Below are 22,435 nucleotides of genomic sequence, written 5' to 3' on the forward strand. Positions count from 1 at the left end.
CCCGCCAGCGCAAGCATGCCGCCGGGGACGGGGTCCGGGCGGCTATCATGGAGGGATGATCCAGCACGTCCATGCGGGCGGCCCCGACGCGCCCACCCCCGCCGCTCCCGAAGCCTGCGATGTGCTGGTGATCGGCGGCGGCCCCGCCGGCAGCACCGCCGCCGCCCTGCTGGCCCGCAAGGGCTGGCACGTGATCCAGCTCGAGAAGGATGCCCACCCGCGCTTCCATATCGGCGAGTCGCTGCTGCCGAAGAACCTGCCGATCCTCGAGCGGCTGGGCGTGCTGGAGCAGGTCCGCGCCATCGGCACCCACAAGCCGGGCGCCGAGTTCCCCATCAGCGGCGAGCCGGGCCGGGAAGGCATCTACAACACCTTCCACTTCGCCCGTGCGCTGGACCCCGCCTTCGACCATGCCTTCCAGGTCCGTCGCGAGGATTTCGACCGCCTGCTGTTCGCGCATGCCCGGGCCGGGGGCGTGGACGGGCGCGAGCGCGTGCGGGTGGACAGCGTGGCCTTCGGGCCCGATGGCCGGCCGTCGCGGGTGCATGCGCGCGACCATGCGGGGGCCATGCGTTCCTTCGCGCCGCGCTACCTGGTGGATGCCAGCGGTCGCGACACGGTGGTCGGGCGCCAGCTCAAGCTCAAGCGCAAGAACGCGGCGCACCAGTCGGCCGCGATCTTCAGCCATTTCCGGGGCGTCGAACGCCGGCCGGGCGAGGATGCCGGCAACATCACGGTGCAGCGCTTCGAGCACGGCTGGATCTGGCTGATCCCGCTGCCCGGTGACGTGATGAGCGTCGGCGCCGTGTGTTTTCCCGAGTACCTGAAGCAGCGGCACGGCGATACCGGCGAATTCCTGATGAAGACCCTGCTGTCGCAGCCGCAGGTCGCGATGCGGATGCGCGGCGCCGAACGGGTCGGCGACGTGCACGTCACCGGCAATTACTCCTATACCTGCACGCGCATGCACGGCCCCGGATGGCTGATGGTGGGCGATGCCTACGCCTTCGTCGACCCGGTCTTTTCCTCCGGTGTCTACCTGGGCATGAACAGTGCCGAGCACGCGGCGGACGTGGTCGACGGCAGCCTGCGCGTCCCGTCGCGCGAAGCCGCCCTGCAGCGGGCGATGGCGGACCGCCTGACGCGCGGCCTGCGCCACTTCCAATGGTTCATCTACCGCTTCAACACCCCGGTCATGCGGCACCTCTTCAACCACCCGCACAACACCTGGCAGGTGGAGCAGGCGGTGATCTCGATGCTGGCCGGCGACGTGTTCGACAACCCACGGGTGCTCCGGCGCCTGCGACTGTTCCGCTGGATCTATGCCCTCACCGCGTTGCGGCTCGCACCCTCGGCGCTGCGGGGGTGGTGGCAGCGGCGCCGGCAGGCACGGGTGCGTTTCGATGGCGGCGAGACCCTGCACCACGCCGCACCCATGACCGGCGAGGGATCCGGGGCGGTGGAACTGCCGCTGGATACCGCCGACGCCGAGGCGGGACGATGAGCGCGCACCCCCGCCTCGCCGATGGCCAGCCCCGCCTCGAGGTCACCTACGTCCGCACCGGACTGTCCCGGCTGCTGGACGACCCCACGGTCCTGGCCGTGCTGGGCTTCGGCCCCGATGCGCCGGCGCACGGGGATCCCCGCTACCTCCGCCTGGGCCTCCATCCGCTCGGCGATGCGCCCTTCGAGGTCTGGCGCACGGGCGGCCGCGTGCAGCATGGCCGCGAGGGCGCGCTCGCCTGGGCCGCGGACGGGGCGCTGATGTTCGGCGCGATCGAACTCGACGAAGCGCTCGTGGACGGGTCCGGCGACATCGAAAGCGCCGCTTTCGAAGCCTACCGGCGGCTGGAGGCCTCGATCCGCGCACGCGGTTATCCGCACCTGTTGCGGACCTGGAACTACCTGGCCGACATCACCGGCGGCGACGGCGACGAAGAGCGCTACCGTCGTTTCTGCGTGGGACGCGCGCGCGGGATCAGCACGGTGGAAGGCGCGCTGCGCACGGGCAAGCTGCCGGCGGCCACGGCGATCGGCCGCACCGATGGCGCGCATCGCCTGCAGGTCTACTGGCTGGCCGCGCGCCTGCCCGGCACCCCGCTGGAAAACCCGCGCCAGGTCAGCGCCTACCGCTACCCGCGACAGTACGGGCCGCAACCGCCCAGCTTCGCGCGCGCGATGTTGCCGCCCGCCGGCAGCGACATGCCCCTGCTGCTGTCCGGCACCGCCGCCGTCGTGGGTCATGAAACCCGGCACCCCGGCTCGGTCCGCGACCAATTCGACGAGACCCTCGCCAATTTCGACAGCCTGCTGTCCGCCGCGCGCGCGGTGTCGCCGGGCCTGCCTGCCGACTTCGGCCGCGGCACCCACCTGAAGGTCTACGTGCGCGACGCGGAGGAACTGGAGACCGTGGCCGGCCTGCTGGACACACGCTTCGGCGACCGCGTGCCGCGCCTGCTGCTGCATGCCGCGATCTGCCGGCGCGACCTGCGGATGGAGATCGATGGCGTGCACGGCCCCTGAGGCCGGGCGCATGGCCGGAAGACGATGACCTTCGGGACGGGCTTGATCGCCCCGGCTGCGCCACCATACTGCACTGGAAGGCCCGTCCGGGCCGCACGGGAGACACCTGGCGATGGGACTGATCAGCCTGCTGTGGGGCATCGTCGCGATGATCTGGATGATCCTCGCGCTCATACCGGTCATCGGCATCACCAACTGGCTGCTGATCCCGTTCGCATCGATCGGCGCGATCATCGCCGCGATTGGCATCCTCTTCACCCGCAGCGAGCGACGCGGCCGCGCCAAGGCCGGCCTGGTGATCAACGGCATCGTCATCTTCGTGGCGATCTGGCGCCTGGGCCTGGGCGGCGGCGTGCTCTGAGTCCACGGCCGGCCCGGGCGCGCCGCATCCGCCCGGGCCGCGTAAAATACGCCGATGGCCTACCCCGATACCCGCATGCGGCGGATGCGCCGCGACGACTTCTCGCGCCGGCTGATGCGCGAGCACACGCTGACCGTCGACGACCTCGTCTACCCGGTCTTCGTGCACGAGCCGGCCGGCCGCGCCGAAGTGCCCTCGATGCCCGGCATCGAGCGCCTGTCGATCGACGCGCTGCTGCGCGTCGCCGAACAGGCCAGCGAGCTGCGCGTCCCGGCGCTCGCGCTGTTCCCGGTCACCGCCCCCGAAGCCAAGTCGCTCACGGCAGAGGCCGCCTGGGCCGATGACGGCCTTGCCCAGCGCGCGATCCGCGCGCTCAAGCAACGGTTCCCGCAGCTCGGGGTGATCACCGATGTCGCGCTCGACCCCTACACCTCGCACGGCCAGGACGGCCTGCTCGACGACGGGGGTTACGTGCTCAACGACGCCACTGTCGAGGCGCTGGTGAAGCAGGCCCTGTCGCACGCCGAAGCCGGCGCCGACGTGGTCGCGCCCAGCGACATGATGGACGGACGCATCGGCGCCATCCGCGCCGCACTGGAAGACGCCGGCCAGCTCCACACCCGGATCATGGCCTACAGCGCCAAGTACGCCAGCGCCTATTACGGCCCCTTCCGCGATGCCGTCGGCAGCGCCGGCGCGCTCGGCAAGGCCGACAAGAAGACCTACCAGATGGACCCGGGCAACTCGGACGAGGCGCTGCGCGAGGTCGGGCTCGACCTCGACGAGGGTGCGGACATGGTGATGGTGAAGCCGGGCCTGCCCTACCTCGATATCGTCCGCCGGGTGAAGGACGCGTTCGGGGCGCCCACCTTCGTCTACCAGGTCAGCGGCGAGTACGCGATGCTCAAGGCCGCCGCCGCGAACGGCTGGCTGGACGAACGCGCCTGCGCGATGGAAGCCCTGTTGTCGATGAAGCGTGCAGGCGCCGACGGCGTACTGACCTACTTCGCCCTCGACGCAGCGCGCTGGCTGCGCGAAGCCTGAAGCCTCAGTCCAGGCAACCGGCGATGCCGGTGGCCCGGGGCGTGCCCGTGCGGTAGATGTCGAGCTTGCCGGCGCGCGGTGCGCGGGCGATGCCGCTGACCAGTAGCTCGCCGGGCTTGCTCCAGTCTGGGGCTGGCGCGAAGGTCGTTCCTTCGGGGCTGTTGAACGACAGGTCCAGCGGCACGGCCTCCGCGTAGCCGCTGCCGTCGCATTGCGCGACGAACACGCGCACCGGGGCCTCGTTCGCCGCATCGCTGCGTGCGAAGACCAGTGCGGCGCCCCCCGCAATCCACGCTGCATCGAACTCATCGACAGCGGTATTGATCGCACCCGCCACCGGCGTGGGCGCGCCGAAACGCTGCCCGTCCCAGTGGGCCACGAACAGGTCATGCCCGCCCTCGCCGCCATGGCCGTCACTGGCGAACAGCAGTTGACCGTCTTGCGGCCCCGGCATCGGCGCCCACTCGTCGCCCGCCGTATTTACCCCGGCACCCAGGTTCGCGGCGGGGCCGAAGTCCCCGTCCTCCAGCAGCGCCGCGCGATACAGGTCATCGCCGCCCTGGCCGCCCTCGCGGTTGGAGTAGAAGTACAGCCAGCGTCCATCGGGGCTGAGCATCGGGTCGAACTCGTTCGCGGCGGTGTTGAGGTCGAGCGGCCGTGCGTCCTGCCAGCGCCCCTCGCGCAGCGTCGCCTGCCACAGGTCCATGCCACCCGCTCCCCCGTCGCGGCCGACCGCGCCCCACACGATGCGCTGCCCGTCCGCGCTCACGCTGGCGTGGCCTTCGGCCGCCGCGGTGGACACCACGTGCATGCCTTCGATGCCGTACTCGGACAGGCCCTGGGCACCTGCCGTTGACGAAGCGAGGAGTAGACTGGACGACAGACCGGCGAGGAAGGGCGACATCCCGGAATCCCTGTATGTTTCCATCAGTCTAAGCGAGGCCCACATGAGCGAAACCGTCATCAAGCGCTTTGCCGTCATCGGACATCCGGTGGCGCACTCCCTGTCGCCGCGGATCCACGCCGCGTTCGGACGGCAGCGGGGCATCGCGCTCGAGTACACGGCGATCGACGCCACGCCGGAGCAGTTCGACGCCGCGCTGGCCGCGTTCGCCGCGGGCGGTGGCGTGGGCGCCAACATCACCCTGCCGCACAAGGTCCACGCCGCGACGGTGTGCGAGTCGCTGACCGATCGCGCGATCCGCTGCGGCGCCGCCAACACCCTGCTCCGCACGGAAACCGGCTGGCAGGGCGACAACACCGATGGCCTGGGCCTGGTGCGCGACCTCACCGAACGCCACGGCCAGGACCTGCGCGGCCGCAAAGTGCTGTTGATCGGTGCCGGTGGCGCGGCGCGCGGCGTGGCCCCGGCCCTGCTCGATGCCGGCATCAAGTCGCTCTTTATCGTCAATCGCACCCCGGCGCGCACCGACGCGCTCGCCGATGCGCTCGGCGAGCCGGACCGCGTGCATCCGCGCAACTTCGAGGACCTCGGCAACCTCGGTGGCTTCGACCTGATCGTCAATGCCACGTCGGCCGCACGCGAGGCGGCGTTGCCCTTCCTGCCCAGTTCGCTGGTCGCGCCGCGTGCCGACGCGGTGGACCTCAGCTACGGCGAGGTTGCGATTCCGTTTCTCGCCTGGGCGCGCGCCGCCGGCGCCGACGTGGTCGTGGACGGTCTCGGCATGCTGGTCGAGCAGGCCGCCGAAGCCTTCCAGCGCTGGCACGGCGTGCGCCCCTCGACCGATGCGGTCTACAAGGACCTGCGCGGCACCTACGCGTCCCTGTCGACGGGCGACTGACGCCCGGGACGCACCGCCCCCCGACGCGCCGTGGAATGCCGCAACGGCTGCGGCGCGTGCTGCATCGCGCCGTCGATCACCTCGCCCATCCCGGGCATGCCGCATGGCAAGCCCGCGGGGATGCCCTGCGTGCAACTTGACGATGCGATGCGCTGCCGGCTGTTCGGCCGGCCGGAGCGGCCGGCATTCTGCGCGTCACTGCGACCGGAGCCGGCGATGTGCGGCTGCGACCGCGGGGACGCGATGGCGCTGCTGGCCCGCCTCGAACGGCTGACCCGCCCGCCTTCCTCGACCGGATGACCGGAGGCGTCAGTCGTCGTTGGCCGCCGCCCCGCAGCATTTCTTGTACTTGCGGCCGCTGCCACAGGGGCAAGGGGCATTGCGGGCCGGCTCATCGGCCTTGCGGATCGGTTCGCGCGGGGTCAACGCGTCGATCCGGTGGTGGTGCAGGTCGGCCAGCATGTCCGGCAGCGCCGCGATGATCTCCAGCCGTTCGCGGTAGGACAGCGGCGCCGGCTCGGCGGTGGGATCCTCACCGACCACCTCGCCGCTCGCAAGCTGGTCGAAGCGCATGAACACTTCGTCGATCCACTCGTTCTCGTCCAGCCACGCCTCCCATTCGGCCTCCGCCAGTTCGACGCCGCGGAAGAACCCCAGCGCCCAGTCGGCGCCGACGTCCAGCTCGTCCTCGTCGACGTCCTCCGGCAGGCCCTCCTCCGGGTGTTCCGGCAGCCACAACAGCGGCGCGAGGTGGTCGGGCAGTTCGTCGCCGCCATGGCGGACCCGCGAGCGCGCCATGTTGAGGTGGCCCTGCAGCAGGTCCTCGACGGCCTGCCGCTCGGCCTCGTCGGCCCACCGCGGTGGGGTGCCCCACACCGTCGGCATCCAGCGCTCGGCCGCAGGGTCGACCGGACCGACCGCAAGGGCACTGAGGTAGCCGTCCAGCGCCTCCAGGTTGAAACCCTTGAACGGCACCGCCCGCTGCTCCAGCAGCTCGGCCAGGTGTTCGATCTGCGCGTCGTCGAGGTAAGCGGGCACGGTCATGGCGTCGGACCTGTCGAGGGGAGCGCGCATGGTAGCCGGTCGGGGCGGAAGGCACCGACAATGGCGTCATGGACCTGCCCTGCCCCTGCGGCACCGGCCGCGCATACGCGACCTGCTGCCACCCGCTGCACCGCGGAGACGTGGCCGATGACGCGGCCGCCCTGATGCGTTCACGTTACAGCGCCTACGTACTCGGACTGGACGGCTACCTGCTCGACAGCTGGCACCCGGACACGCGACCCGCGGTCGTGGCGCTGGAGGCGGGGGTGCGCTGGCTGGGGCTGGAGGTGAAACGCCATGAGGCCGAGGGGCCGGATCGCGCCGTGGTTGCGTTCGTCGCACGCTACCGGGTCGGAGGCGGACGCGCCGTGCGGCACCGGGAAACCAGCCGTTTCCGCCGGGTCGACGGACGGTGGTTCTACCTCGATGGCGAGGTGGACATCGGCTGAGGCCGGGGGCACGTCGCTGGACGCGACCGGGTGCAGCGCCCAAGATGGCCGTATCGGCACCGTTGACCGTGCCGCCATGTCGAGCACAGGGGGCCTCCATGCGACTGATCCTTTTCCTGGCCGTGGGCCTGACCGCCACCTGCGCGCAGGCGGCCGAGCCTCGCTTCGAGGATTTCCCGGCAACGGCGACGTCGGGACAGGTGCTGGCCCGGGTCATTCCCCCCACGGACGGCGAATACAGTCCGCTGCTCGAGCGTGCGATTGGCCGCAACGCCGATTTTGCCGGCACGTACGTGCTGGCCATCGACGGTTGCGGCACCGGCTGCCAGCAGATCGCCGCGATCGACGTCGAGACCGGGCAGGCCTTCGTACCCGGCGACGGCGGATCCCGTAACGGCGTGTGTTACCGGCGCGACAGCCGACTGCTGGTCGTCAACCCGATCGCACCGGACATCGAACAGAAGCCCGACGGGATGACCACCGACTTCTATGTCATCACCGATGAAGGTTTCCATCTGGTCGAGCGCAGCACGAACGGCACGACGCTCATCTGCGACACGCTATGACGCGCGAGGGCCGCGGCTTGACGCCCGACAGGGCCGGCATCGTGGACCTCCGTCGGCCGGCGTGATCGACACGCAAAAAAAGGCGCGACTTGCATCGCGCCTGGGCTTGCCCACCCAAAGGGCGGAGAGAGAGGGTAGGGCCGGTCGCCTCTGGCGCCGGCCCGTCAGGTGGCTTACTTGACTTCGAATTCGCGCGTCTGGACGACCTTGCCGTCCAGCGAGACCTCGACCTTGTACTGCCCGGTCGGCCAGCCGTCCGGCTTGCTGATCTGGAAGCTGGTGACGCCCTTGCCGGTCAGGTTGACCTGCTGGGTCTCCTCGTGGACGACGGTGTCGCCGCCATAGGTCCACTTCACCCCCAGCGTGGCCGGCACGCTCGCGGTCGGGTCGCCGGTCATGGTGGACACCGCGGCATGGATGGTGTCGCCGGGCGCGAACGAGGTCGACGGCGAGGCGACGCGCATGTCAGCGCCCACCGAGGAACCCAGCTCGACCCCGGTCACTTCCGCGGGCGCGACGGCCACGTTGGTGGACGGTTCGAGGGTCGGCGGCGGCGGTGCGCTGGCCTGCGGGGCGGGCGGCGCCGTTTCCTCTTTCTTGCAGCCCGCCAGGGCCAGGCTGGCGACCAGGGCGGTGGCGACGGCGTACGTCGTGCGGTTGCGGATCATGCAGGTCTCCTTGGGATACGGTTCGTTCGGTCAGCTTCGTGCTGGCGATGCGGGGCGAACGCCACCGCGGTTCAATTGTCGCCCGGCGCCGCCGAGGGAATCTTCAACACCTGGCCCGGAAAGATGCGGTCCGGATCGTCGAGCTGGTCGCGGTTGGCCTGGAAAATATCGTTCCAGCGGCTGGCCTTGCCGTAGTAGTGCTGGGAGATGGCGGACAGGGTCTCGCCCTTCTCGACCGTGTGGACCTGCTCGACCGGCACCTGCTCGACGAGCTCCTCGGTCGACTGCACGGACGACTGCACGTTGCTGAAGTCCGGCTTCTCGACGATCTCCTCCGTGCTCTTCACCGACGACTGCACGTTGGAGAAGTCGGGTTTCTTGTCGTTGCTCATCCGGTGGCCCATCCTCGTTGGCATGCTGCGATGCCAGCACGGTCGCACGACACCTGTTAAGGAAATATCGCGCCCGGGTGAAGTTCCCGCTGTGGGCCGTGGACCGCCTGGCTACTGCCGCAGTTCGCGCACCGCAGCCGGGCGCGCGACGCCCGGGGTGGCGCGCCAGGGATTGATGTCGAGGCCGCCGCGCCGGGTGTAGCGCGCTTCGACCGAAAGCCGTTCAGGGCGGGCGACCGACAGCAGGTCATTGAAGATGCGCTCGACGCACTGCTCATGGAATTCCGCGTGGTCGCGGAACGACACCAGGTAGCGCAACAGGCCCGCACGATCGATCCGGGGGCCCCGGCAGGCGATCACGACGGTCGCCCAGTCGGGCTGCCCGGTCACCGGGCAATTCGACTTCAGCAGGTCGCTGCGCAGCGTGTCGTCGACCATCACGCTGTCGTCCACCTTGAGCAGTCGTGCATCCGGTGGGCCGTAGATTTCGATGTCGACGTCCTGGCCATCGATGCATTCGGCCGCATCGGCACCGCGCATGGGTGGGAGGCCGGACCTCACCAGGACCGGCGCGCCCGCCGCCTTCGACAGGTCGGCGGCGATGCGTTCAAGCACGGCGGCTTCGCTGTCGAAGCGGGTGGCATTGAAGGAGTTCAGGTACAGCTTCAACGACTTGGACTCGACCAGGCGGGGCGAATCGGCCGGCACCTCGAAGGTCGCGGTGCCAGCCCGCGGCTTGCCGCGCGCATCCAGCCAGCTCAGTTCATACGCGTGCCAGCGGTCGACGCCGACGAAGGGCAGCGCCGCGTCGTCGACGCCGATTGCCTCGCGACCCAGCGCACGCGCGATCGGGAACAGCAGGCCGGCGTCGTACTCGCGCGGGTAGTCGACGTGGCGACCGAGAGGCAGGGCGTCGGTGGGGGTGGGTCCGCTCATGCGTGCATTCTACGGAGCCTGCACTGAACTCCGGAGCGACATTGGACAAGGCATCATTGCGCGCCACTTTCCTCGGGTGGAAGCCGACGCCCCCTGCGCCTCTGACGCCTTACCCCTGCGGCGGGTCGTTCAGGTAGTCCAGCGACACCTGCAGCATCGCGCGGACGCCGATGTCGAGCGCGGATTCGTCGAGGAAGAACTCGGGCGAATGGTTGCTGGGTGCGGCCTTCGGGTCGGTGCCCTTGGGCGTCGCGCCGACGAAGAAGAACAGGCCGGGCACCTCGCGGGCGTAGAACGAGAAATCCTCCGCACCCATCGTCAGTCCGGGATCGACCACGTTGTCGGCGCCCACCACTTTCTGCAGGCTCGGCAGCATGCGCGCGGTGAGCGCGGGGTCGTTGACCGTCACCGGATTGCCCTTGGTGTCCGGCACCTGCGCCACGGCGGTCGCGCCGTGCGCTTCGGCGACGCGCTCGGCGACGTTGGTGAGGTCGGCGAACACCTGCTGGCGCATGCCTTCGTCGAAGGTGCGGATGGTGCCCACCATCTCCACCTGGTCGGGAATGATGTTGTAGCGGATGCCGCCGTTGATCGCGCCGAAGCTGACCACCACCGGCTGCTTCGAGATGTCCTGGCGGCGGCTGACGACGGTCTGCGCGGTGCCGATCACGTCGGCCGCGGCGACGATCGGGTCGACCCCGCCCCAGGGCCGCGAGCCGTGCGTCTGGCGGCCCTGGATGACGATGTTGAAGCGGTCCGATGCCGCCATCGTCGGGCCCGCGTGCACGCCGATCTGGCCGGCGGCCAGCGTGCTGAAGACATGCATGCCGAACACCGCCGCGGGCTTGAAGTCGCCGAAGATGCCCTGCGCCAGCATTTCCTCCGCACCGCCCTCCTCGCCGTCCGGCGGGCCTTCCTCGGCGGGCTGGAAGATGAACATCACTTCGCCCGGCAGCTCGTCCTTCATCGCCACCAGCGCCTCCGCGACGCCCATCAGCACGCTGGTGTGGGCGTCGTGGCCGCAGGCATGCATCACGCCGGTCTCCTGGCCGCGGAAGGTGGTGGTGACCTTCGATGCGAACGGGAGATCGGTGCGCTCGGTGACGGGCAGCGCATCCATGTCGGCGCGCAGCGCGATGCGCGGGCCCGGGCGGCCGCCCTTCAGCACCGCGGTGACGCCGGTGGTGGCGATACCGGTCTTCGGCTGGAGGCCGAGCGCGCGCAGGTGGTCGGCGACCAGCGCGGCGGTGCGCGTCTCCCGGTTGCCCAGCTCGGGGTTCGCATGGATGTCACGCCGCCATGCGACGACCTTGTCGTCCACCGCCTTCGCCGCCGCGGTGACCTCCGGCCGCTCGCCTGCCTGTTGCGCACGAGCCGGAGCCGGCAGGGCCAGCGCCAGGGACAGGGCGGTGGAAAGGGCAAGCGGGATCGCGGTGGCTGGGCGCATGGTGGGCTCCGAGGGTGGATGCCCCGATGCTAGCGGCGAACGCGCGGGGCTGCACCCGGGCCATCCCCGCTGTCGCCGAGGGACGACGGGGCCGACGGCCGCCGGCCCTCGGTTTGATGCGGGTCAAGATCGCCCCGAAGGGGCGCCTTAGAATGGCCGGCATGAACGATTTCGACGATGTACGCACCTACCTGACCGGCCTGCAGGACCGCATCTGCCAGGCGATCGAAGCCGCCGATGGTACCGCACGCTTCCGCGAAGATGCCTGGGAGCGCGCTGAAGGCGGCGGTGGCCGGACCCGGGTGATGCGCGATGGCGCGGTCTTCGAACAGGCCGGCATCGGCTTCTCGGACGTGTCCGGGACGAAACTTCCCCCGTCGGCAACCGCGGCAAGGCCGGAACTGGCGGGCGCATCCTGGCGTGCAGTCGGGGTGTCGCTGGTGTTCCATCCGCGCAACCCCTACGTGCCGACCACGCATGCCAACGTGCGCCATTTCACCGCCCGGCGCGATGGCGAGACCGTGGCCTGGTGGTTTGGTGGCGGCTTCGACCTGACGCCGTTCTATCCGTTCGACGAGGACGTGCTGCACTGGCACCGCGTCGCGCGCGAGGTCTGCGAGCCCTATGGCGGCGAAGCACGCTACCAGGCCCACAAGCGCGGGTGCGACGCGTACTTCTTCCTCAAGCATCGCGACGAGACGCGTGGCGTCGGCGGGCTGTTCTTCGACGACCTGCACGACGACTTCGAGTCCGCGTTCGGCTACCAGCGCGCGGTCGGCGACGGTTTCCTGCGCGCCTACCTGCCCATCGTCGAACGCCGTCTCGACACGCCGTACGGGGAACGCGAGCGGGAATTCCAGCTATATCGGCGCGGACGCTACGTCGAGTTCAACCTGGTCCACGACCGCGGCACGCTGTTCGGCCTGCAGTCCGGCGGGCGCACCGAGTCGATCCTGATGAGCCTGCCGCCGCGGGTGCGCTGGGAGTACGGCTACCAGCCCGAGCCGGGCAGCGACGAGGCGCGGCTGGCCGACTACCTGCGGCCGCGCGACTGGCTGGCGGAGCTCGGCTGACCGACTCCGGATACGGAAAAGGCGCCGCAGGGGCGCCTTCCATCCGCGTGCGGCCGCGAAGGCCGGCTCAGCGGCCTTCGAACAACCCGTGCGGGTACTCGGGCTTCTGCTCGCGCGCCATCAGCAGGGCGAGACCTTCGCCCGGGGTGATGTCGCCATGCAGGACCGCCTGGACCGCCTGCGAGATCGGCAGTTCGATGCCATGGCGTTCGGCCTGGCGCATGACCTCGTCCGCGGTCTGGATCGACTCGACCACCTGGCCGATCTCTCGCACCGCCTCGTCGATGCTCTGCCCGCGCCCCAGCGCCAGGCCCAGCCGGCGGTTGCGCGAGAGGTCGCCGGTGCAGGTCAGGGCCAGGTCGCCGAGGCCGGCAAGGCCCATCAGCGTCTCGGCCTTGCCGCCGATGGCGTGGTTCAGCCGCAGCATCTCGTTGAGGCCGCGGGTGATCAGCCCGGCGCGCGCGTTGAGGCCAAGGTCCATGCCATCCGCGACCCCGGTGGCGACGGCCAGCACGTTCTTCATCGCGCCGCCCAGTTCGGCGCCGAGCATGTCGTCGCCGGTGTAGGCGCGAAACGCGGGCCCGTGCAGGGTGTCGGCGACCTGTTGGGCGAAGCCGGCATCGTCGGAATGGACGGTCAGCGCGGTCGGCAGTCCGGCCACGACTTCCTTGGCGAAGGACGGCCCCGTCACCACCGCGAACGGTACAGCGTCGCCGAAGACATCCGCGGCGACTTCATGCAGGAAGCGGCCACTGCCCGGTTCGAAACCCTTGGTCGCCCAGGCCACGCCCACGCCTTCGGGACGCAGCGGCGCCAGCTGGCGTGCCACTTCGGCGAACGCGTGCGAAGGCACCACGATCAGCAACAGCCCCGCACCCTCGACGGCCTCGGCCATGTCGGTGGTCGCGGTCAGGTTGTCCGGCAGTTCGTGCCCAGGCAGGTAGCGGCTGTTCTCGTGGCGCCGGTTGATCGCCTCGGCAATGTCGGCATCACGGCCCCACAACCGGGTGGCGTGGCCGTGGCGTGCGGCCAGCGACGCAAGCGCAGTGCCCCAGGAGCCCGCGCCCAGGACGGCCACCGGCGATTTGCCGGTGGCGACGTCGGTGTCGTGCGTCATGCAGCGATCAGGCGTTGCCCGCCGCGTCGGCGTCGGCCAGGTTGCCGGCCTCGCCCTGCTGGGCCTGGGCCTGGCGCTGGCGCAGGCCTTCGGCGTACAGGGCGTCGAAGTTGATCGGCTGCAGGTAGAACGGCGGGAAGCCACCGGCCTGGATGAGGTCGCTGACCAGCTGGCGCGCGTAGGGGAACAGTACGGCCGGGCAATGGCTGCCGAGCAGCGCGTCGAGGGTCTGCGGGTCGAACCCGACCAGGCCGAAGACGCCGGCCTGCTTCACTTCCGCCAGGTAGATCGACTTCTCGCCGATCTTGCAGGTCAGGGTGATGCCCAGCACGACCTCGAAGGCGTTGTCGTTCAGGCGCTGCACGCCCTGGTTCATGTTCATCTGCAGCTGGGGCTGTTCCTGCTCGTTGAACACGGCCGGGGCCCCCGGGGCCTCGAAGGACACGTCCTTGGCGTAGATCTTCTCGATCGAGAACTGCGGGTTGGACGGGGTGGCGGCGTTCTCGGCCGGCGCGACGGCGCCGTTGTTCTGCTCTTCGGCCATTTCGGTGACTCCAGGTGTTCGCTAGTAGATGAAGGTGTATGGACGCGGGATTGTCGCACGCGCCCGACACGGCCCCCGCGCTCCCCCGTCAACGCAGGTGGGGGCGGCTGGCGGGCTTGCAAGGGCCGCCGGGCGGGACGGGGCCGAATCCGTGACCGGTGGCGCTCAGCGACGCCCCTTGACCAGCGGCAGGTCGGCGGCCTGCCAGGCCTGCACCCCGCCGTCGAGCCAGTAGACCTGCTCGAAACCGGCTTTCTTCAGGCGCTTGGCGGCCGCGGACGAAGCCATGCCATTGCGGCAGACCAGGGCGACCGGAAGGTGCTTCACGCCTGCCAGCAACTTGCTTTCCGGGTCGAACTGGCTGGGCTGGACGGACTTGCTGCCGATGATGTGGCCCTTCTCGTAGTCGGCACTGGACGAGAGGTCCACGACGAGCGCGTTTTCGGCATTGATCAGGCCGGTCAGTTCGGCGGGACGGACGGTCCGGAAGCCGCGGAACAGCCGCGCGACCTCGGTATAGACGAGCGCGACGGTCAGGCCGGCAAGGCCCAGCGAAAGGTAGGGGTGGCGGCCCAGGAAGGCCAGCAATGCGTCGAAGTCCACGGATCAAACCAGGCAAGCGGGGCCGGGATTGTCGCCCAGCGCGGCGGACGGCGCAAAAGGCGCGGTCACTGCCCCTGCCAGAGGTCCGGCATGCCGCTGGTCAGCCACCACTGCTTGTCGATGGCGTCGTATCGCCACTCCTCCCGGTAGCGGACGGTCCGCTCGGCCAGGGTGTGCCGGTTGATGACCCCGATCTCAATGTCGCGGCCGGCATAGCCGCCCTGCAGGTCGGCCGTCGAGGCCAGTTCGCGGTAGGAGGAGATCTGGACCTGCTGGTAGCGCTCCATTTCCAGGTCGGTCAGGGGGTTGGCCGCCCGGTAGGCCGGGTCGACCACGCCCCATGCCCCTTCGAAGTCGCCCCAGCGGATCGCCCCCGCCCACGCGTACTGGGTCTTCTGCAGGCTGTCGTTGACCGGTCCCAGCGTGCTCGCACAGGACGCAAGCAGCAGGGCGGACAGCAGCATGACGAAGGCGGACAGCGTGTGGACGGTTGGACGCATCGGAGCTCCCGGGCAGCGACTGTTCTGGTGATGGCACCGCATCCTACCCGGGTCGGGATGCGATTGCCGCGTCGTCGGTCAGCGTCTCAGGATCGCGACGTAGCGGCCGGCGAATTCGGTCGCCGCGCCGCCCTCGGGCAACCGCGCGTGGGCGACCACGTGGATGCGGGCCCGGCCGCGCGCGCGCAGCATGTCCATGAACGCGTCCCAGTCCGCATGCGGCCCCGCTTCGGCCTCGACCGTGAGGTCGGCGAACAGCGGACGCAGATAGCCGATCTGGCTGTCGGCGACGTAGATGTCGGCGTCCAGGCCCGCCGCCTCGACCTGCAGCGACACCAGGCCCCATCCGCCGAGCGTCATCAGCGATGCCAGGCTGCCACCGAACGCACACCCCTTGTCGTTGACGTGGCGCTCCAGCGGGGCAGTGACGCGCAGGCAGCGGCCATCGTAGTGGTCGACGCGGATATCCATCGCCGCAACCGGCGGCATCGAGGCGTAGTGCGACGCGAGACGGGCCAGCGGATCGGCGGCCGGCGCGGGGGCGGTTTCGGGCATGGGACGGGACGGCGTGGGGAGGCGGCAGGGTACAGGCTCGGCCGGCAATGCGTCTGTGCGCTGGCGTATCGTCGGCCGGCCTGTGCCAAGCTTTGCAGCATGCCATCGCCCCCGCGCACGCCGTGGAACATCGTCTCGCTCCGGCCCGCCGGCCGCCACGGTGCCCTTCGCGCCGCGGCACGCCGGCACGGCGGCGGGCTGATCGCATTGTCGAGCTGTCGCATCGAACCTGTCTGCGATGTGACCGCCCAGGCTTCGCTGGAGGCCGCCCTCGGCGCCGCCGTCGTGATATTCACCAGCCCGGAAGCCGTGCGGGCCGCCCGGGCCCGCGTGTCCGGATCGACGATCGACAGCGCGGTCGCGGTGGGCAGCGGTACCGCGGCCGCGCTGCGCCGCCTGGGCATCCGGGGCGTCATCTCACCGGCGCGCATGGACAGTGAGGGGCTGCTGGACCTGCCCATACTGCAGACCGTGGCCGGGCACGCGGTCGGCCTGGTCACGGCGCCGGGCGGACGCGGTCGGCTGCAACCCGCGCTGGAGGCACGGGGCGCACGGGTCGTGCGGGCGGACATCTACCGGCGCGTACCGCACGCACCCTCGCCCCGGGCGGTCGCCGCCCTGCTGGAGGCGACCGCACCCGGCGTGGTGGCCGTCAGCAGCGCGGAGGCACTCCAGCATGTACTGCAGGTGCTGCCCGCACCGGCCGGAGAACGGCTGCGTGGCATGGCGGCGGTGGCGGCGAGCAAGCGGCTCGCCGAGACTGCGCGGGCAGCCGGCTTCGAGCACATCCGCGTGGCGAACGGGCCACGTCCCGCGCAACTGGTGGCGGCAGTCCGCACCCACCCGGCTCGCTGACCCGGCCTCGGCCGCGATGCCGGGCACACGGCCATCCGGTAGCATGGCCGCATCCCCCCGACCGTGATGCACGCCCGTGTCCGAAAGCGCAGAACGTCCCACCCCGTCGCCCCGCCGCCGCGGCGGTGGCTGGATCCTGGCGCTGGTGGTCCTCGTGGTCCTGGGTGCCGCGGGTGCCTACGCCTGGCATGCGTGGCAGGACCTGGAGGCGCGCGGTGCCAGCGAACATGCCGCCGTGGTCGCCGCCGACCGGCGCATCGACGCGCTCAACCAGCGCCTCGACGCGCTCCAGGACAACCAGCGCGCGCAGGCGCAGCGCCTGAAGCAGGCCGACAACACCAACAGGGTCATGCGCGATGAACTGCTGGGTATTGGCCAGCGCGCCACGCTTCTGGAAGACAGCATCGCGCAGTGGTCGGACCCCGCGCGCAGCCACGCCCAGGCACTGCGTCTCGAAGAGGTGGAGCTGTTGCTGCTGCTGGGCGAGCAACGCCTGCGCGCGACGGGCGACGTGGACGGCGCGCGCCGGAACTACGCGCTGGCGGCGCAGGCGCTGGACACGCTGGGCGATCCGTCGCTGGTCAACCTGCGGCAGGCCCTGATGCAGGAGCAACAGGCCATCGAGGCACTGGGCGAGGACCCGCGCGACGCCGCCCTCGCGGGCATCGCGCAGTTCGCCGCGGCCCTGGACACGGCCCCCGCCACCGCCGACCCCCGCCGCGACGTGCCCGGCGGTCCCTGGTGGAAGCGTGCCTTCTCCAACGTGTTCGACATCCAGCCCCGGGACCGCGTCGTCGCCACCCTGCCGGCCGAACGCGCCGATGCACGCGCCGCCCTGCAGCTCGAACTGAGCCTGGCCCGTGCCGCCGCCGAACGTCGCGACGCGGTGGCGTACCGCACCGCGCTGGCCCGCGCGAGCGAGGGATTGAAGCGGCTGTGGCCGGCATCGGCGGAACTGGACGCACGGCAGCAGGCGCTCGAAACATTGGCCGCGCAACCGGTTTCACTCGAAGTTCCCGCGCTGGGCAGCACACTGCAGCAGCTGCGGCAGACCGTCGTGGCGCCCCCCGTGACGGAGGTCCCATGAACCTGTTCCGCAGCCTGTTGTTCTGGATCATCCTCGCCCTCGCCGGGGCGCTGGTGGCCCAGTTGCTGGCACAGGACCCCGGGGAGGTGGTCGTCAGTTTCGCCAACTGGACGTACCACAAGTCGCTCTCCTACACGCTGGTGCTGCTGGTCGCGGCACTGGTCGCGCTGTGGGTGGCATGGCGCGTGCTCAGCGCGCCCTTCGTGATGCTGCGGCGGCGCCGCAAGAAGGCGGCGCGCGCGCGGTTGATCGATGGCCTGCAGGCGGTGCACCACGGGCACTGGACCAAGGGCGAGAAGCTGCTCGATGCCGCGGCCTCCGGACGCGAATCCGCCACCATCGCCCGCATCGGCGCGGCCCACGCGGCCAGCGGCCGGGGCGACGCCGACGCCGCCCGGCGCCATCTGGCGCCCCTGGCCGACGCCCAACCCGCCACCTTCGCGCTGGCAACCGCCGAGCTGGCCCTGCGCGAAAGCCGTCCCGCCGATGCCCTCGCGGCCCTCGACGAGGCCGCCGCGCAGCCGCTGCCGCCGCGCGGACTTGCGCTGCGTGCGGAGAGTCTCGCCGCGCTGGGGCGCGCGGGGGATGCCTACGCGCTGCTCGGTGCGCTGCGCCACCAGCAGGCCGTCCCGGAACGCCGCCTCGCGCTATGGGAGGCGCAATGGGCCGAGGCTGGCCTGCGCGAGGCCGCCGACGCCAATGTCCTCGCCGATCGCTGGGATGCACTGCCGAAGGCGCTGAGGACCGATCCCGCCGCCGTGTCCGCCTATGCGGAACGCGCCGCGGCGCTGCGCTGGGAGGATGCCGCCGCCGGCAGCATCGAGAACGCCCTCGACAGTCGATGGAGCGATGCCCTGGCCGGACTGTACGGCGAGCTGCAGATCGGCCGGATCGATGCGCGGCTCGAGCACGCCCAGCGCTGGCTCCAGGCCCACCCGGCCAGCCCGGGGCTGCTGCTGACACTGGCCCGCCTGCACCGCGCGAAGGGCCAGTGGTCGCAGGCGGAGGAATACCTGCACCGCGCGCTGGCCCAGGGCGGCAACGCGGCGGCCTGGGAAGAGCTGGGCCACGGATTCGCCCGCTTCGGCGACGACGCCCGCGCCCGCCAGTGCTACCAGAATGCGCTGCGCGTCGCGCGCGGCGACGCCCCCGTGGACCTGCCGGGACGCGACCTGCGCCAGAAGATCCATGACCAGGCCGCGATCGAGGAACGCGACGAACACGGGCTGCCGCGACTGCGCGGCTGAGCCGGGCGGCGTTACCCGCGGCGGCGCCTCACCCCGGCGCATGTCCGGGGCGCGTCCGCCTGCTATCGGTGCTTCGCGGGGCGCGCGCGGTGCATGACCGCACGCATGCCCTCAACGCTCCAGGATCGCCACCACGCCCATGCCGCCGGCGGTGCAGATCGACACCAGGCAGCGGCCACCCCCACGGGCCTTCAGTTCCTTCGCGGCCGCGGCCACGATGCGCGCACCGGTGGCGGCGAAGGGATGGCCCGCGGCCAGCGACGAGCCGTTCGGGTTGATCCGGGCCGGATCGATCGCACCCATCGCCGCGTCCAGGCCCAGCCGCGTGCGGCAGTACTCCTCGCTCTCCCACGCCCGCAGCGTGCACAGCACCTGCGCGGCGAAGGCTTCATGGATCTCGTAGAAGTCGAAGTCCTGCAGGGTGAGGCCATGGCGCTTCAGCATCTCCGGCACGGCCACGGTCGGGGCCATGAGCAGGCCCTCGCCGTGCACGAAGTCGACCGCCGCCACCTGCGCGTCACGCAGGTAGCACAACGGCTCATGGCCGCGCGCGCGCGCCCAGTCGTCCGAAGCGAGCAGGCAGGCCGACGCGCCGTCGGTGAGGGGCGTGGAGTTGGCCGCGGTCAGGGTGCCGCGTCCCGACACCCGGTCGAAGGCGGGCTTCAGCGTCGCCAGCTTCTCCAGCGTCGAGTCGGCGCGCAGGTTGTTGTCGCGCGAGACGCCCCGGAACGGCACCACCAGGTCGTCCATGAAGCCGCGATCGTAGGCCGCGGCGAGTTTCTGGTGCGAGGACAGCGCCCAGGCGTCCTGCGCTTCGCGGCCGATGTTCCACTGCTTGGCCATGTCCTCGCAGTGCTGGCCCATGCTCTTGCCGGTGCGCGGCTCGGCCACGCCCGGGAACTCGGGCTTGAGTTCGCGCAGCGAGAAGCCCTTGAACGCGGCGAGGCGGCCCTTCATGTCGCGCGCGGCATTGGCCTGCAGCAGGCGGCGGCGCAGCGACTTGCCGTAGACGATCGGCACGTCCGAGGTGGTGTCCGAACCGCCGCCGATGCCGGCCTCGATCTGCCCGGTGGCGATCTTGTTGCCGACCGTGATGATGGAATCCAGCGAAGTTCCGCACGCGCGCTGCAGGGTGATGCCGGGCGTCAGTGGCGACAGGCCGGACGACAGCGCCGCCTCGCGGCCGAGGTTCCAGTCGCTGCTGTGCTTGATGACCGCGCCCATCGCGACCTCGCCCAACTGCTGCCCGTGCAGCCCGAACTTCTCGACCAGCGCCCCGAGCGTGCGCACCGACATGCCGAGGTTGCCGACGTCCGCATAGGCGGTGTTCTGGCGACAGAACGGAATGCGGACTCCGCCGAGCACGGCGACGGGACGGGTTGGCTGCATCGGGACACCTCGGGCTTGGTCATCGGGCCGTGGAACTAGAATGCTCTTCACGGCGTGGGGGCATAATGAATATCGCGCGTCGACACCTCGCGGAACCGCGGGGCCCCGGCGAGTGTAGCGCCGCCTCCCCCATCAACCAAACGGTACCGTATCCTCCGATGATCGATGCCTCCGATCCCGCACGCGACGCCGCCCTCGCCCCCTTGCACGTGCTGGGCGCGCTCGCGCTGGAGCTGACCGCCGGAGCCGAGGTCGCGCGGACAGGACTGCCGCAGGGCGACGCCGGCCACCTGGCCGCCCGCATCGCCGCGGACCTGGAGGCGCTGGAACCGGAGGCCTCGCGCCTGGACCTGGTCATGGTGGGCGCCCACTACGATCCGGTGGAGTTGCTGCGCCCCGGCTGGCCCCTCCATCACCAACTGGACGAACTGGCCGCCCGCGCCCCGCGCGACGGTACCCACGGTGGTCGCGTGATCGCCTTCGGCAGCCATGACGAACGCCTGCCCGGCGCCCTGATGCCCTCGCCCGACCACCTGGGCGGCACCTTGCGGCTGGTGCCCTTCCTGCTGTCCGGCGTCCCCGGGGACGTCGAACCGGTCGGCGACCGGCTGGAGGCGGTGCTGCTGGAGCAGGGCATGGCCGGCGCCGAAACCGCGCTCGACGCACAGGTGGCCTTCGGCGTCCGGGTGGAGCACGCGCGCTACCTGACCATCCACGACCTCACCGCGATGACCTCGATGCAGTACGACCATGCCGGCCTCGGCGCGCTGTGGCCGGTGCTGGAAACCGCACTGCTCGAACCGGACGGCGACGCATGGCTGGATGCCCCGCCGGAGCCGCTGGTCCACTACGCCGGAGGCGAGGCCCGGATCGCCTTGTTCAGCCCCCAGGCGTGGCATGCCCGCTACGCCCCCGGCACGCCCTGCGACACGCCCGACGGTCGTGACCGCCTGGAGCGGCGCTACCAGCATTTCCAGGCACGCCAGCACCAGATCGCCGCCGTGCTGGGCGCCCATGGCGTCGCGGTCAACTTCGTCCACTGCGACAGCGCCGAAGGCTGCCGGGACGCGCTCTGAGGTCGGCGCGCGGACGCCCCGCCGGGATGGCGGGGCGAGGTCGCCTCAGAACCCGGCTTCGAAGATGCGGTAGCCGGCGTCGTCCATGCCCAGCGCGCGGTAAGTGCGCTGGGCATTTTCGTTCTCGCGTTCCACGTACAGCCGCAGGCCGATCACGCCGGGCGTAGCGCGCGCCTGCGCCTCGACATGGCGGTACAGCGCGCGGTACACGCCCGCGCGCCGATGCGCCGGTGCCACGTAGACGCTCTGTATCCACCACCAGTCCCCGTTGCGCCAGTCGCTCCATTCGCGCGTGAGCATCAGCGTGCCGACCGGGACCGAGACCACCTCGTTGCCCGCCACCGGGGCGTCCTGCATGGCCACCAGGTACCGGGCCCGGGACGGATCGGCGATGCCCGCGCGGACCCCGGCCAGCACGGTTTCGGCGTCCAGCCGCTTGTGCTCGGTCTCCCAGGCCATGGCGGACGCCCATTCGGCCAGCAGGACCGCATCGCCCACGGCCGCGTCGCGGATGCGCAAATGCGTCACTGGAGCGCTCAGCGGGTCACCCGGATCACGCCGCAGGCAACGCGCTTGCCGGCGTTCCCGGACGGCTGGCTGGTGTAGTCGTCGGCGGCCGCATGCACGATCACCGCGCGCCCGTCGACGTCGTTGAACGCCCCACCACCCAGGGTGACGCCCTCGGCATGCACGTTGACCTGCGCCACGCCCTCGCCGTTGGCATTGATGTTGTCCATGTCGCCGCCGTGGTGCGGGCCCTGGCCGACCCGTCCATGCGGGTTGCCGGCCGGGTTGAAGTGGCCGCCGGCACTGCTCGCATCCACCGCGCTGCAGTCGCCGGTCTCATGGATGTGGATGGCGTGCAGACCGCCGGGCGTCAGTCCGCCGATCTCGCCGCCGAGGTACACGCCGTCGGCGCCGGGACGCAGGTTGAGCCGGCCGCTGACCAGGCTGGCCGAAGCCGCGGTCAGGATGACCTCGCCGGCCTGGGCGGTGGACACGGGGGCCGCCGCCGGCGGCGCCTCCGGCTTCGGCTCGGGCGTGCTGCCGCAGGCGGCCAGCAGCGCCACGGCGGCGGCCGTGGCGAGCACGCGGGCCGGACGAAGGACGGGGGAAGGGGATCGCGTCATCTCAAACTCTCCTTGGCAGGTACGGCG

Annotated in this window: 27 protein-coding genes; 13 read left to right on the top strand and 14 right to left on the bottom strand. The window is 71.0% G+C overall.

Translation table 11 applies throughout. The features are described from left to right. Nucleotides 1-55: 55 nt before the first annotated feature. The 4 genes from H4F99_RS01990 (at nt 56) to hemB (ending at nt 3,928) form a co-directional block, all read left to right on the top strand. Nucleotides 56-1,504: an NAD(P)/FAD-dependent oxidoreductase gene (locus H4F99_RS01990; RefSeq protein ID WP_182668025.1), complete on the top strand. Its 1,449-nt coding sequence runs from the start codon at nt 56-58 to the stop codon at nt 1,502-1,504. Further along, nucleotides 1,501-2,523, top strand: a complete 1,023-nt coding sequence (locus H4F99_RS01995; protein WP_182668026.1) for a chorismate transformation FkbO/Hyg5 family protein — start codon at nt 1,501-1,503, stop codon at nt 2,521-2,523. The genes H4F99_RS01990 and H4F99_RS01995 overlap by 4 nt, the downstream gene beginning before the upstream one ends. A gap of 112 nt (nt 2,524-2,635) precedes the next feature. Further along, nucleotides 2,636-2,884 (top strand): hypothetical protein, encoded by a 249-nt coding sequence (locus tag H4F99_RS02000; RefSeq protein ID WP_182668027.1) that lies wholly within the window; start codon nt 2,636-2,638, stop codon nt 2,882-2,884. Nucleotides 2,885-2,938: 54 nt separating this feature from the next. After that, entirely contained in the window at nt 2,939-3,928 is a 990-nt protein-coding gene (hemB, locus tag H4F99_RS02005) for a porphobilinogen synthase (protein ID WP_182668028.1), read from the top strand. Nucleotides 3,929-3,932: 4 nt separating this feature from the next. On the opposite strand, the gene H4F99_RS02010 is transcribed toward hemB, so the two are convergent. Then, complete coding sequence (locus tag H4F99_RS02010; protein ID WP_182668029.1) at nt 3,933-4,832, bottom strand: PD40 domain-containing protein; 900 nt, start codon at nt 4,830-4,832, stop codon at nt 3,933-3,935. Between the two features lie 43 nt (nt 4,833-4,875). Here H4F99_RS02010 and aroE point away from each other — a divergent pair, with 43 nt between their 5' ends. Then, complete coding sequence (gene aroE / locus H4F99_RS02015; protein WP_182668030.1) at nt 4,876-5,730, top strand: shikimate dehydrogenase; 855 nt, start codon at nt 4,876-4,878, stop codon at nt 5,728-5,730. Nucleotides 5,731-5,760: 30 nt separating this feature from the next. Further along, nucleotides 5,761-6,030, top strand: a complete 270-nt coding sequence (locus H4F99_RS02020) for a YkgJ family cysteine cluster protein (protein WP_182668031.1) — start codon at nt 5,761-5,763, stop codon at nt 6,028-6,030. A 9-nt stretch (nt 6,031-6,039) separates the two neighbouring features. Here the strand turns inward: H4F99_RS02020 and H4F99_RS02025 are convergent, their stop codons facing one another. Continuing rightward, complete coding sequence (locus H4F99_RS02025; protein ID WP_182668032.1) at nt 6,040-6,774, bottom strand: UPF0149 family protein; 735 nt, start codon at nt 6,772-6,774, stop codon at nt 6,040-6,042. 68 nt (nt 6,775-6,842) lie between these two features. Here H4F99_RS02025 and H4F99_RS02030 point away from each other — a divergent pair, with 68 nt between their 5' ends. Both H4F99_RS02030 and H4F99_RS02035 read left to right on the top strand, forming a co-directional pair. Then, on the top strand, nt 6,843-7,223 hold the full coding sequence (locus tag H4F99_RS02030; RefSeq protein ID WP_182668033.1) for a YchJ family protein: 381 nt from the start codon (nt 6,843-6,845) through the stop codon (nt 7,221-7,223). Nucleotides 7,224-7,321: 98 nt separating this feature from the next. Beyond that, on the top strand, nt 7,322-7,789 hold the full coding sequence (locus tag H4F99_RS02035; protein WP_182668034.1) for a hypothetical protein: 468 nt from the start codon (nt 7,322-7,324) through the stop codon (nt 7,787-7,789). Nucleotides 7,790-7,962: 173 nt separating this feature from the next. Here H4F99_RS02035 and H4F99_RS02040 read toward each other — a convergent pair whose 3' ends face one another. From H4F99_RS02040 to H4F99_RS02055, 4 genes are all read right to left on the bottom strand, one after another. Further along, a complete protein-coding gene (locus H4F99_RS02040; protein ID WP_182668035.1) occupies nt 7,963-8,457 on the bottom strand; it encodes a hypothetical protein in 495 nt (164 codons plus the stop codon). 71 nt (nt 8,458-8,528) lie between these two features. Continuing rightward, entirely contained in the window at nt 8,529-8,849 is a 321-nt protein-coding gene (locus H4F99_RS02045) for a LysM peptidoglycan-binding domain-containing protein (RefSeq protein WP_182668036.1), read from the bottom strand. A 111-nt stretch (nt 8,850-8,960) separates the two neighbouring features. Beyond that, entirely contained in the window at nt 8,961-9,785 is an 825-nt protein-coding gene (queF, locus tag H4F99_RS02050) for an NADPH-dependent 7-cyano-7-deazaguanine reductase QueF (RefSeq protein ID WP_182668037.1), read from the bottom strand. Nucleotides 9,786-9,894: 109 nt separating this feature from the next. Further along, nucleotides 9,895-11,232 carry a M20 family metallopeptidase gene (locus H4F99_RS02055; protein WP_182668038.1) on the bottom strand — a complete coding sequence of 446 codons (1,338 nt, stop codon included), beginning with the start codon at nt 11,230-11,232 and terminating at the stop codon, nt 9,895-9,897. A 161-nt stretch (nt 11,233-11,393) separates the two neighbouring features. Here H4F99_RS02055 and hemF point away from each other — a divergent pair, with 161 nt between their 5' ends. Beyond that, nucleotides 11,394-12,305, top strand: a complete 912-nt coding sequence (hemF, locus tag H4F99_RS02060) for an oxygen-dependent coproporphyrinogen oxidase (RefSeq protein WP_182668039.1) — start codon at nt 11,394-11,396, stop codon at nt 12,303-12,305. Nucleotides 12,306-12,372: 67 nt separating this feature from the next. Here the strand turns inward: hemF and H4F99_RS02065 are convergent, their stop codons facing one another. The 5 genes from H4F99_RS02065 to H4F99_RS02085 all read right to left on the bottom strand — a co-directional run bounded on the left by H4F99_RS02065 (nt 12,373) and on the right by H4F99_RS02085 (nt 15,624). Then, the gene (locus tag H4F99_RS02065) at nt 12,373-13,422 is read right to left on the bottom strand and encodes an NAD(P)H-dependent glycerol-3-phosphate dehydrogenase (RefSeq protein WP_182668040.1); all 1,050 of its coding nucleotides are present in this window, start codon (nt 13,420-13,422) and stop codon (nt 12,373-12,375) included. A 7-nt stretch (nt 13,423-13,429) separates the two neighbouring features. Then, entirely contained in the window at nt 13,430-13,966 is a 537-nt protein-coding gene (gene secB, locus H4F99_RS02070; protein ID WP_182668041.1) for a protein-export chaperone SecB, read from the bottom strand. A 165-nt stretch (nt 13,967-14,131) separates the two neighbouring features. Then, nucleotides 14,132-14,569 (bottom strand): rhodanese-like domain-containing protein, encoded by a 438-nt coding sequence (locus tag H4F99_RS02075; RefSeq protein WP_182668042.1) that lies wholly within the window; start codon nt 14,567-14,569, stop codon nt 14,132-14,134. Between the two features lie 65 nt (nt 14,570-14,634). Further along, entirely contained in the window at nt 14,635-15,069 is a 435-nt protein-coding gene (locus tag H4F99_RS02080; RefSeq protein WP_182668043.1) for a hypothetical protein, read from the bottom strand. 78 nt (nt 15,070-15,147) lie between these two features. Further along, a complete protein-coding gene (locus H4F99_RS02085) occupies nt 15,148-15,624 on the bottom strand; it encodes a YiiD C-terminal domain-containing protein (protein WP_182668044.1) in 477 nt (158 codons plus the stop codon). A 99-nt stretch (nt 15,625-15,723) separates the two neighbouring features. On the opposite strand from H4F99_RS02085, the gene H4F99_RS02090 reads away from it, so the two are divergent. The 3 genes from H4F99_RS02090 (at nt 15,724) to H4F99_RS02100 (ending at nt 18,813) form a co-directional block, all read left to right on the top strand. Next, nucleotides 15,724-16,479, top strand: a complete 756-nt coding sequence (locus H4F99_RS02090) for a uroporphyrinogen-III synthase (protein WP_182668045.1) — start codon at nt 15,724-15,726, stop codon at nt 16,477-16,479. A gap of 76 nt (nt 16,480-16,555) precedes the next feature. Beyond that, nucleotides 16,556-17,566, top strand: coding sequence for a uroporphyrinogen-III C-methyltransferase (locus tag H4F99_RS14595; RefSeq protein ID WP_182668046.1), 1,011 nt, complete (start codon nt 16,556-16,558; stop codon nt 17,564-17,566). Next, a complete protein-coding gene (locus tag H4F99_RS02100; protein ID WP_182668047.1) occupies nt 17,563-18,813 on the top strand; it encodes a heme biosynthesis protein HemY in 1,251 nt (416 codons plus the stop codon). Before H4F99_RS14595 ends, H4F99_RS02100 begins: the two co-directional genes overlap by 4 nt. Nucleotides 18,814-18,924: 111 nt before the next feature. On the opposite strand, the gene H4F99_RS02105 is transcribed toward H4F99_RS02100, so the two are convergent. Continuing rightward, nucleotides 18,925-20,202, bottom strand: coding sequence for an acetyl-CoA C-acetyltransferase (locus tag H4F99_RS02105; RefSeq protein ID WP_182668048.1), 1,278 nt, complete (start codon nt 20,200-20,202; stop codon nt 18,925-18,927). A 158-nt stretch (nt 20,203-20,360) separates the two neighbouring features. Here H4F99_RS02105 and H4F99_RS02110 point away from each other — a divergent pair, with 158 nt between their 5' ends. Next, nucleotides 20,361-21,278, top strand: a complete 918-nt coding sequence (locus H4F99_RS02110) for a hypothetical protein (RefSeq protein WP_182668049.1) — start codon at nt 20,361-20,363, stop codon at nt 21,276-21,278. A gap of 45 nt (nt 21,279-21,323) precedes the next feature. Here the strand turns inward: H4F99_RS02110 and H4F99_RS02115 are convergent, their stop codons facing one another. Both H4F99_RS02115 and H4F99_RS02120 read right to left on the bottom strand, forming a co-directional pair. Next, nucleotides 21,324-21,806, bottom strand: a complete 483-nt coding sequence (locus H4F99_RS02115) for a GNAT family N-acetyltransferase (RefSeq protein WP_343064119.1) — start codon at nt 21,804-21,806, stop codon at nt 21,324-21,326. Between the two features lie 8 nt (nt 21,807-21,814). Continuing rightward, entirely contained in the window at nt 21,815-22,408 is a 594-nt protein-coding gene (locus H4F99_RS02120) for a superoxide dismutase family protein (RefSeq protein WP_182668050.1), read from the bottom strand. Between the last annotated feature and the right edge of the window lie 27 nt (nt 22,409-22,435).

Source organism: Marilutibacter penaei (assembly GCF_014145395.1).
GTDB classification, from domain to species: Bacteria; Pseudomonadota; Gammaproteobacteria; order Xanthomonadales; family Xanthomonadaceae; genus Marilutibacter; species Marilutibacter penaei.

Excerpts from the sequence above, each read along its gene's own strand:
- H4F99_RS01990 (WP_182668025.1), top strand. The coding sequence starts at position 56 with ATGATCCAGCACGTCCATGCGGGCGGCCCCGACGCGCCCACCCCCGCC.
- H4F99_RS01995 (WP_182668026.1), top strand. The coding sequence starts at position 1,501 with ATGAGCGCGCACCCCCGCCTCGCCGATGGCCAGCCCCGCCTCGAGGTC.
- H4F99_RS02000 (WP_182668027.1), top strand. The coding sequence starts at position 2,636 with ATGGGACTGATCAGCCTGCTGTGGGGCATCGTCGCGATGATCTGGATG.
- hemB (WP_182668028.1), top strand. The coding sequence starts at position 2,939 with ATGGCCTACCCCGATACCCGCATGCGGCGGATGCGCCGCGACGACTTC.
- H4F99_RS02010 (WP_182668029.1), bottom strand. The coding sequence starts at position 4,832 with ATGTCGCCCTTCCTCGCCGGTCTGTCGTCCAGTCTACTCCTCGCTTCG.
- aroE (WP_182668030.1), top strand. The coding sequence starts at position 4,876 with ATGAGCGAAACCGTCATCAAGCGCTTTGCCGTCATCGGACATCCGGTG.
- H4F99_RS02025 (WP_182668032.1), bottom strand. The coding sequence starts at position 6,774 with ATGACCGTGCCCGCTTACCTCGACGACGCGCAGATCGAACACCTGGCC.
- H4F99_RS02030 (WP_182668033.1), top strand. The coding sequence starts at position 6,843 with ATGGACCTGCCCTGCCCCTGCGGCACCGGCCGCGCATACGCGACCTGC.
- H4F99_RS02035 (WP_182668034.1), top strand. The coding sequence starts at position 7,322 with ATGCGACTGATCCTTTTCCTGGCCGTGGGCCTGACCGCCACCTGCGCG.
- H4F99_RS02040 (WP_182668035.1), bottom strand. The coding sequence starts at position 8,457 with ATGATCCGCAACCGCACGACGTACGCCGTCGCCACCGCCCTGGTCGCC.
- H4F99_RS02045 (WP_182668036.1), bottom strand. The coding sequence starts at position 8,849 with ATGAGCAACGACAAGAAACCCGACTTCTCCAACGTGCAGTCGTCGGTG.
- queF (WP_182668037.1), bottom strand. The coding sequence starts at position 9,785 with ATGAGCGGACCCACCCCCACCGACGCCCTGCCTCTCGGTCGCCACGTC.
- H4F99_RS02055 (WP_182668038.1), bottom strand. The coding sequence starts at position 11,232 with ATGCGCCCAGCCACCGCGATCCCGCTTGCCCTTTCCACCGCCCTGTCC.
- hemF (WP_182668039.1), top strand. The coding sequence starts at position 11,394 with ATGAACGATTTCGACGATGTACGCACCTACCTGACCGGCCTGCAGGAC.
- H4F99_RS02065 (WP_182668040.1), bottom strand. The coding sequence starts at position 13,422 with ATGACGCACGACACCGACGTCGCCACCGGCAAATCGCCGGTGGCCGTC.
- secB (WP_182668041.1), bottom strand. The coding sequence starts at position 13,966 with ATGGCCGAAGAGCAGAACAACGGCGCCGTCGCGCCGGCCGAGAACGCC.
- H4F99_RS02080 (WP_182668043.1), bottom strand. The coding sequence starts at position 15,069 with ATGCGTCCAACCGTCCACACGCTGTCCGCCTTCGTCATGCTGCTGTCC.
- H4F99_RS02085 (WP_182668044.1), bottom strand. The coding sequence starts at position 15,624 with ATGCCCGAAACCGCCCCCGCGCCGGCCGCCGATCCGCTGGCCCGTCTC.
- H4F99_RS02090 (WP_182668045.1), top strand. The coding sequence starts at position 15,724 with ATGCCATCGCCCCCGCGCACGCCGTGGAACATCGTCTCGCTCCGGCCC.
- H4F99_RS02100 (WP_182668047.1), top strand. The coding sequence starts at position 17,563 with ATGAACCTGTTCCGCAGCCTGTTGTTCTGGATCATCCTCGCCCTCGCC.
- H4F99_RS02105 (WP_182668048.1), bottom strand. The coding sequence starts at position 20,202 with ATGCAGCCAACCCGTCCCGTCGCCGTGCTCGGCGGAGTCCGCATTCCG.
- H4F99_RS02110 (WP_182668049.1), top strand. The coding sequence starts at position 20,361 with ATGATCGATGCCTCCGATCCCGCACGCGACGCCGCCCTCGCCCCCTTG.
- H4F99_RS02120 (WP_182668050.1), bottom strand. The coding sequence starts at position 22,408 with ATGACGCGATCCCCTTCCCCCGTCCTTCGTCCGGCCCGCGTGCTCGCC.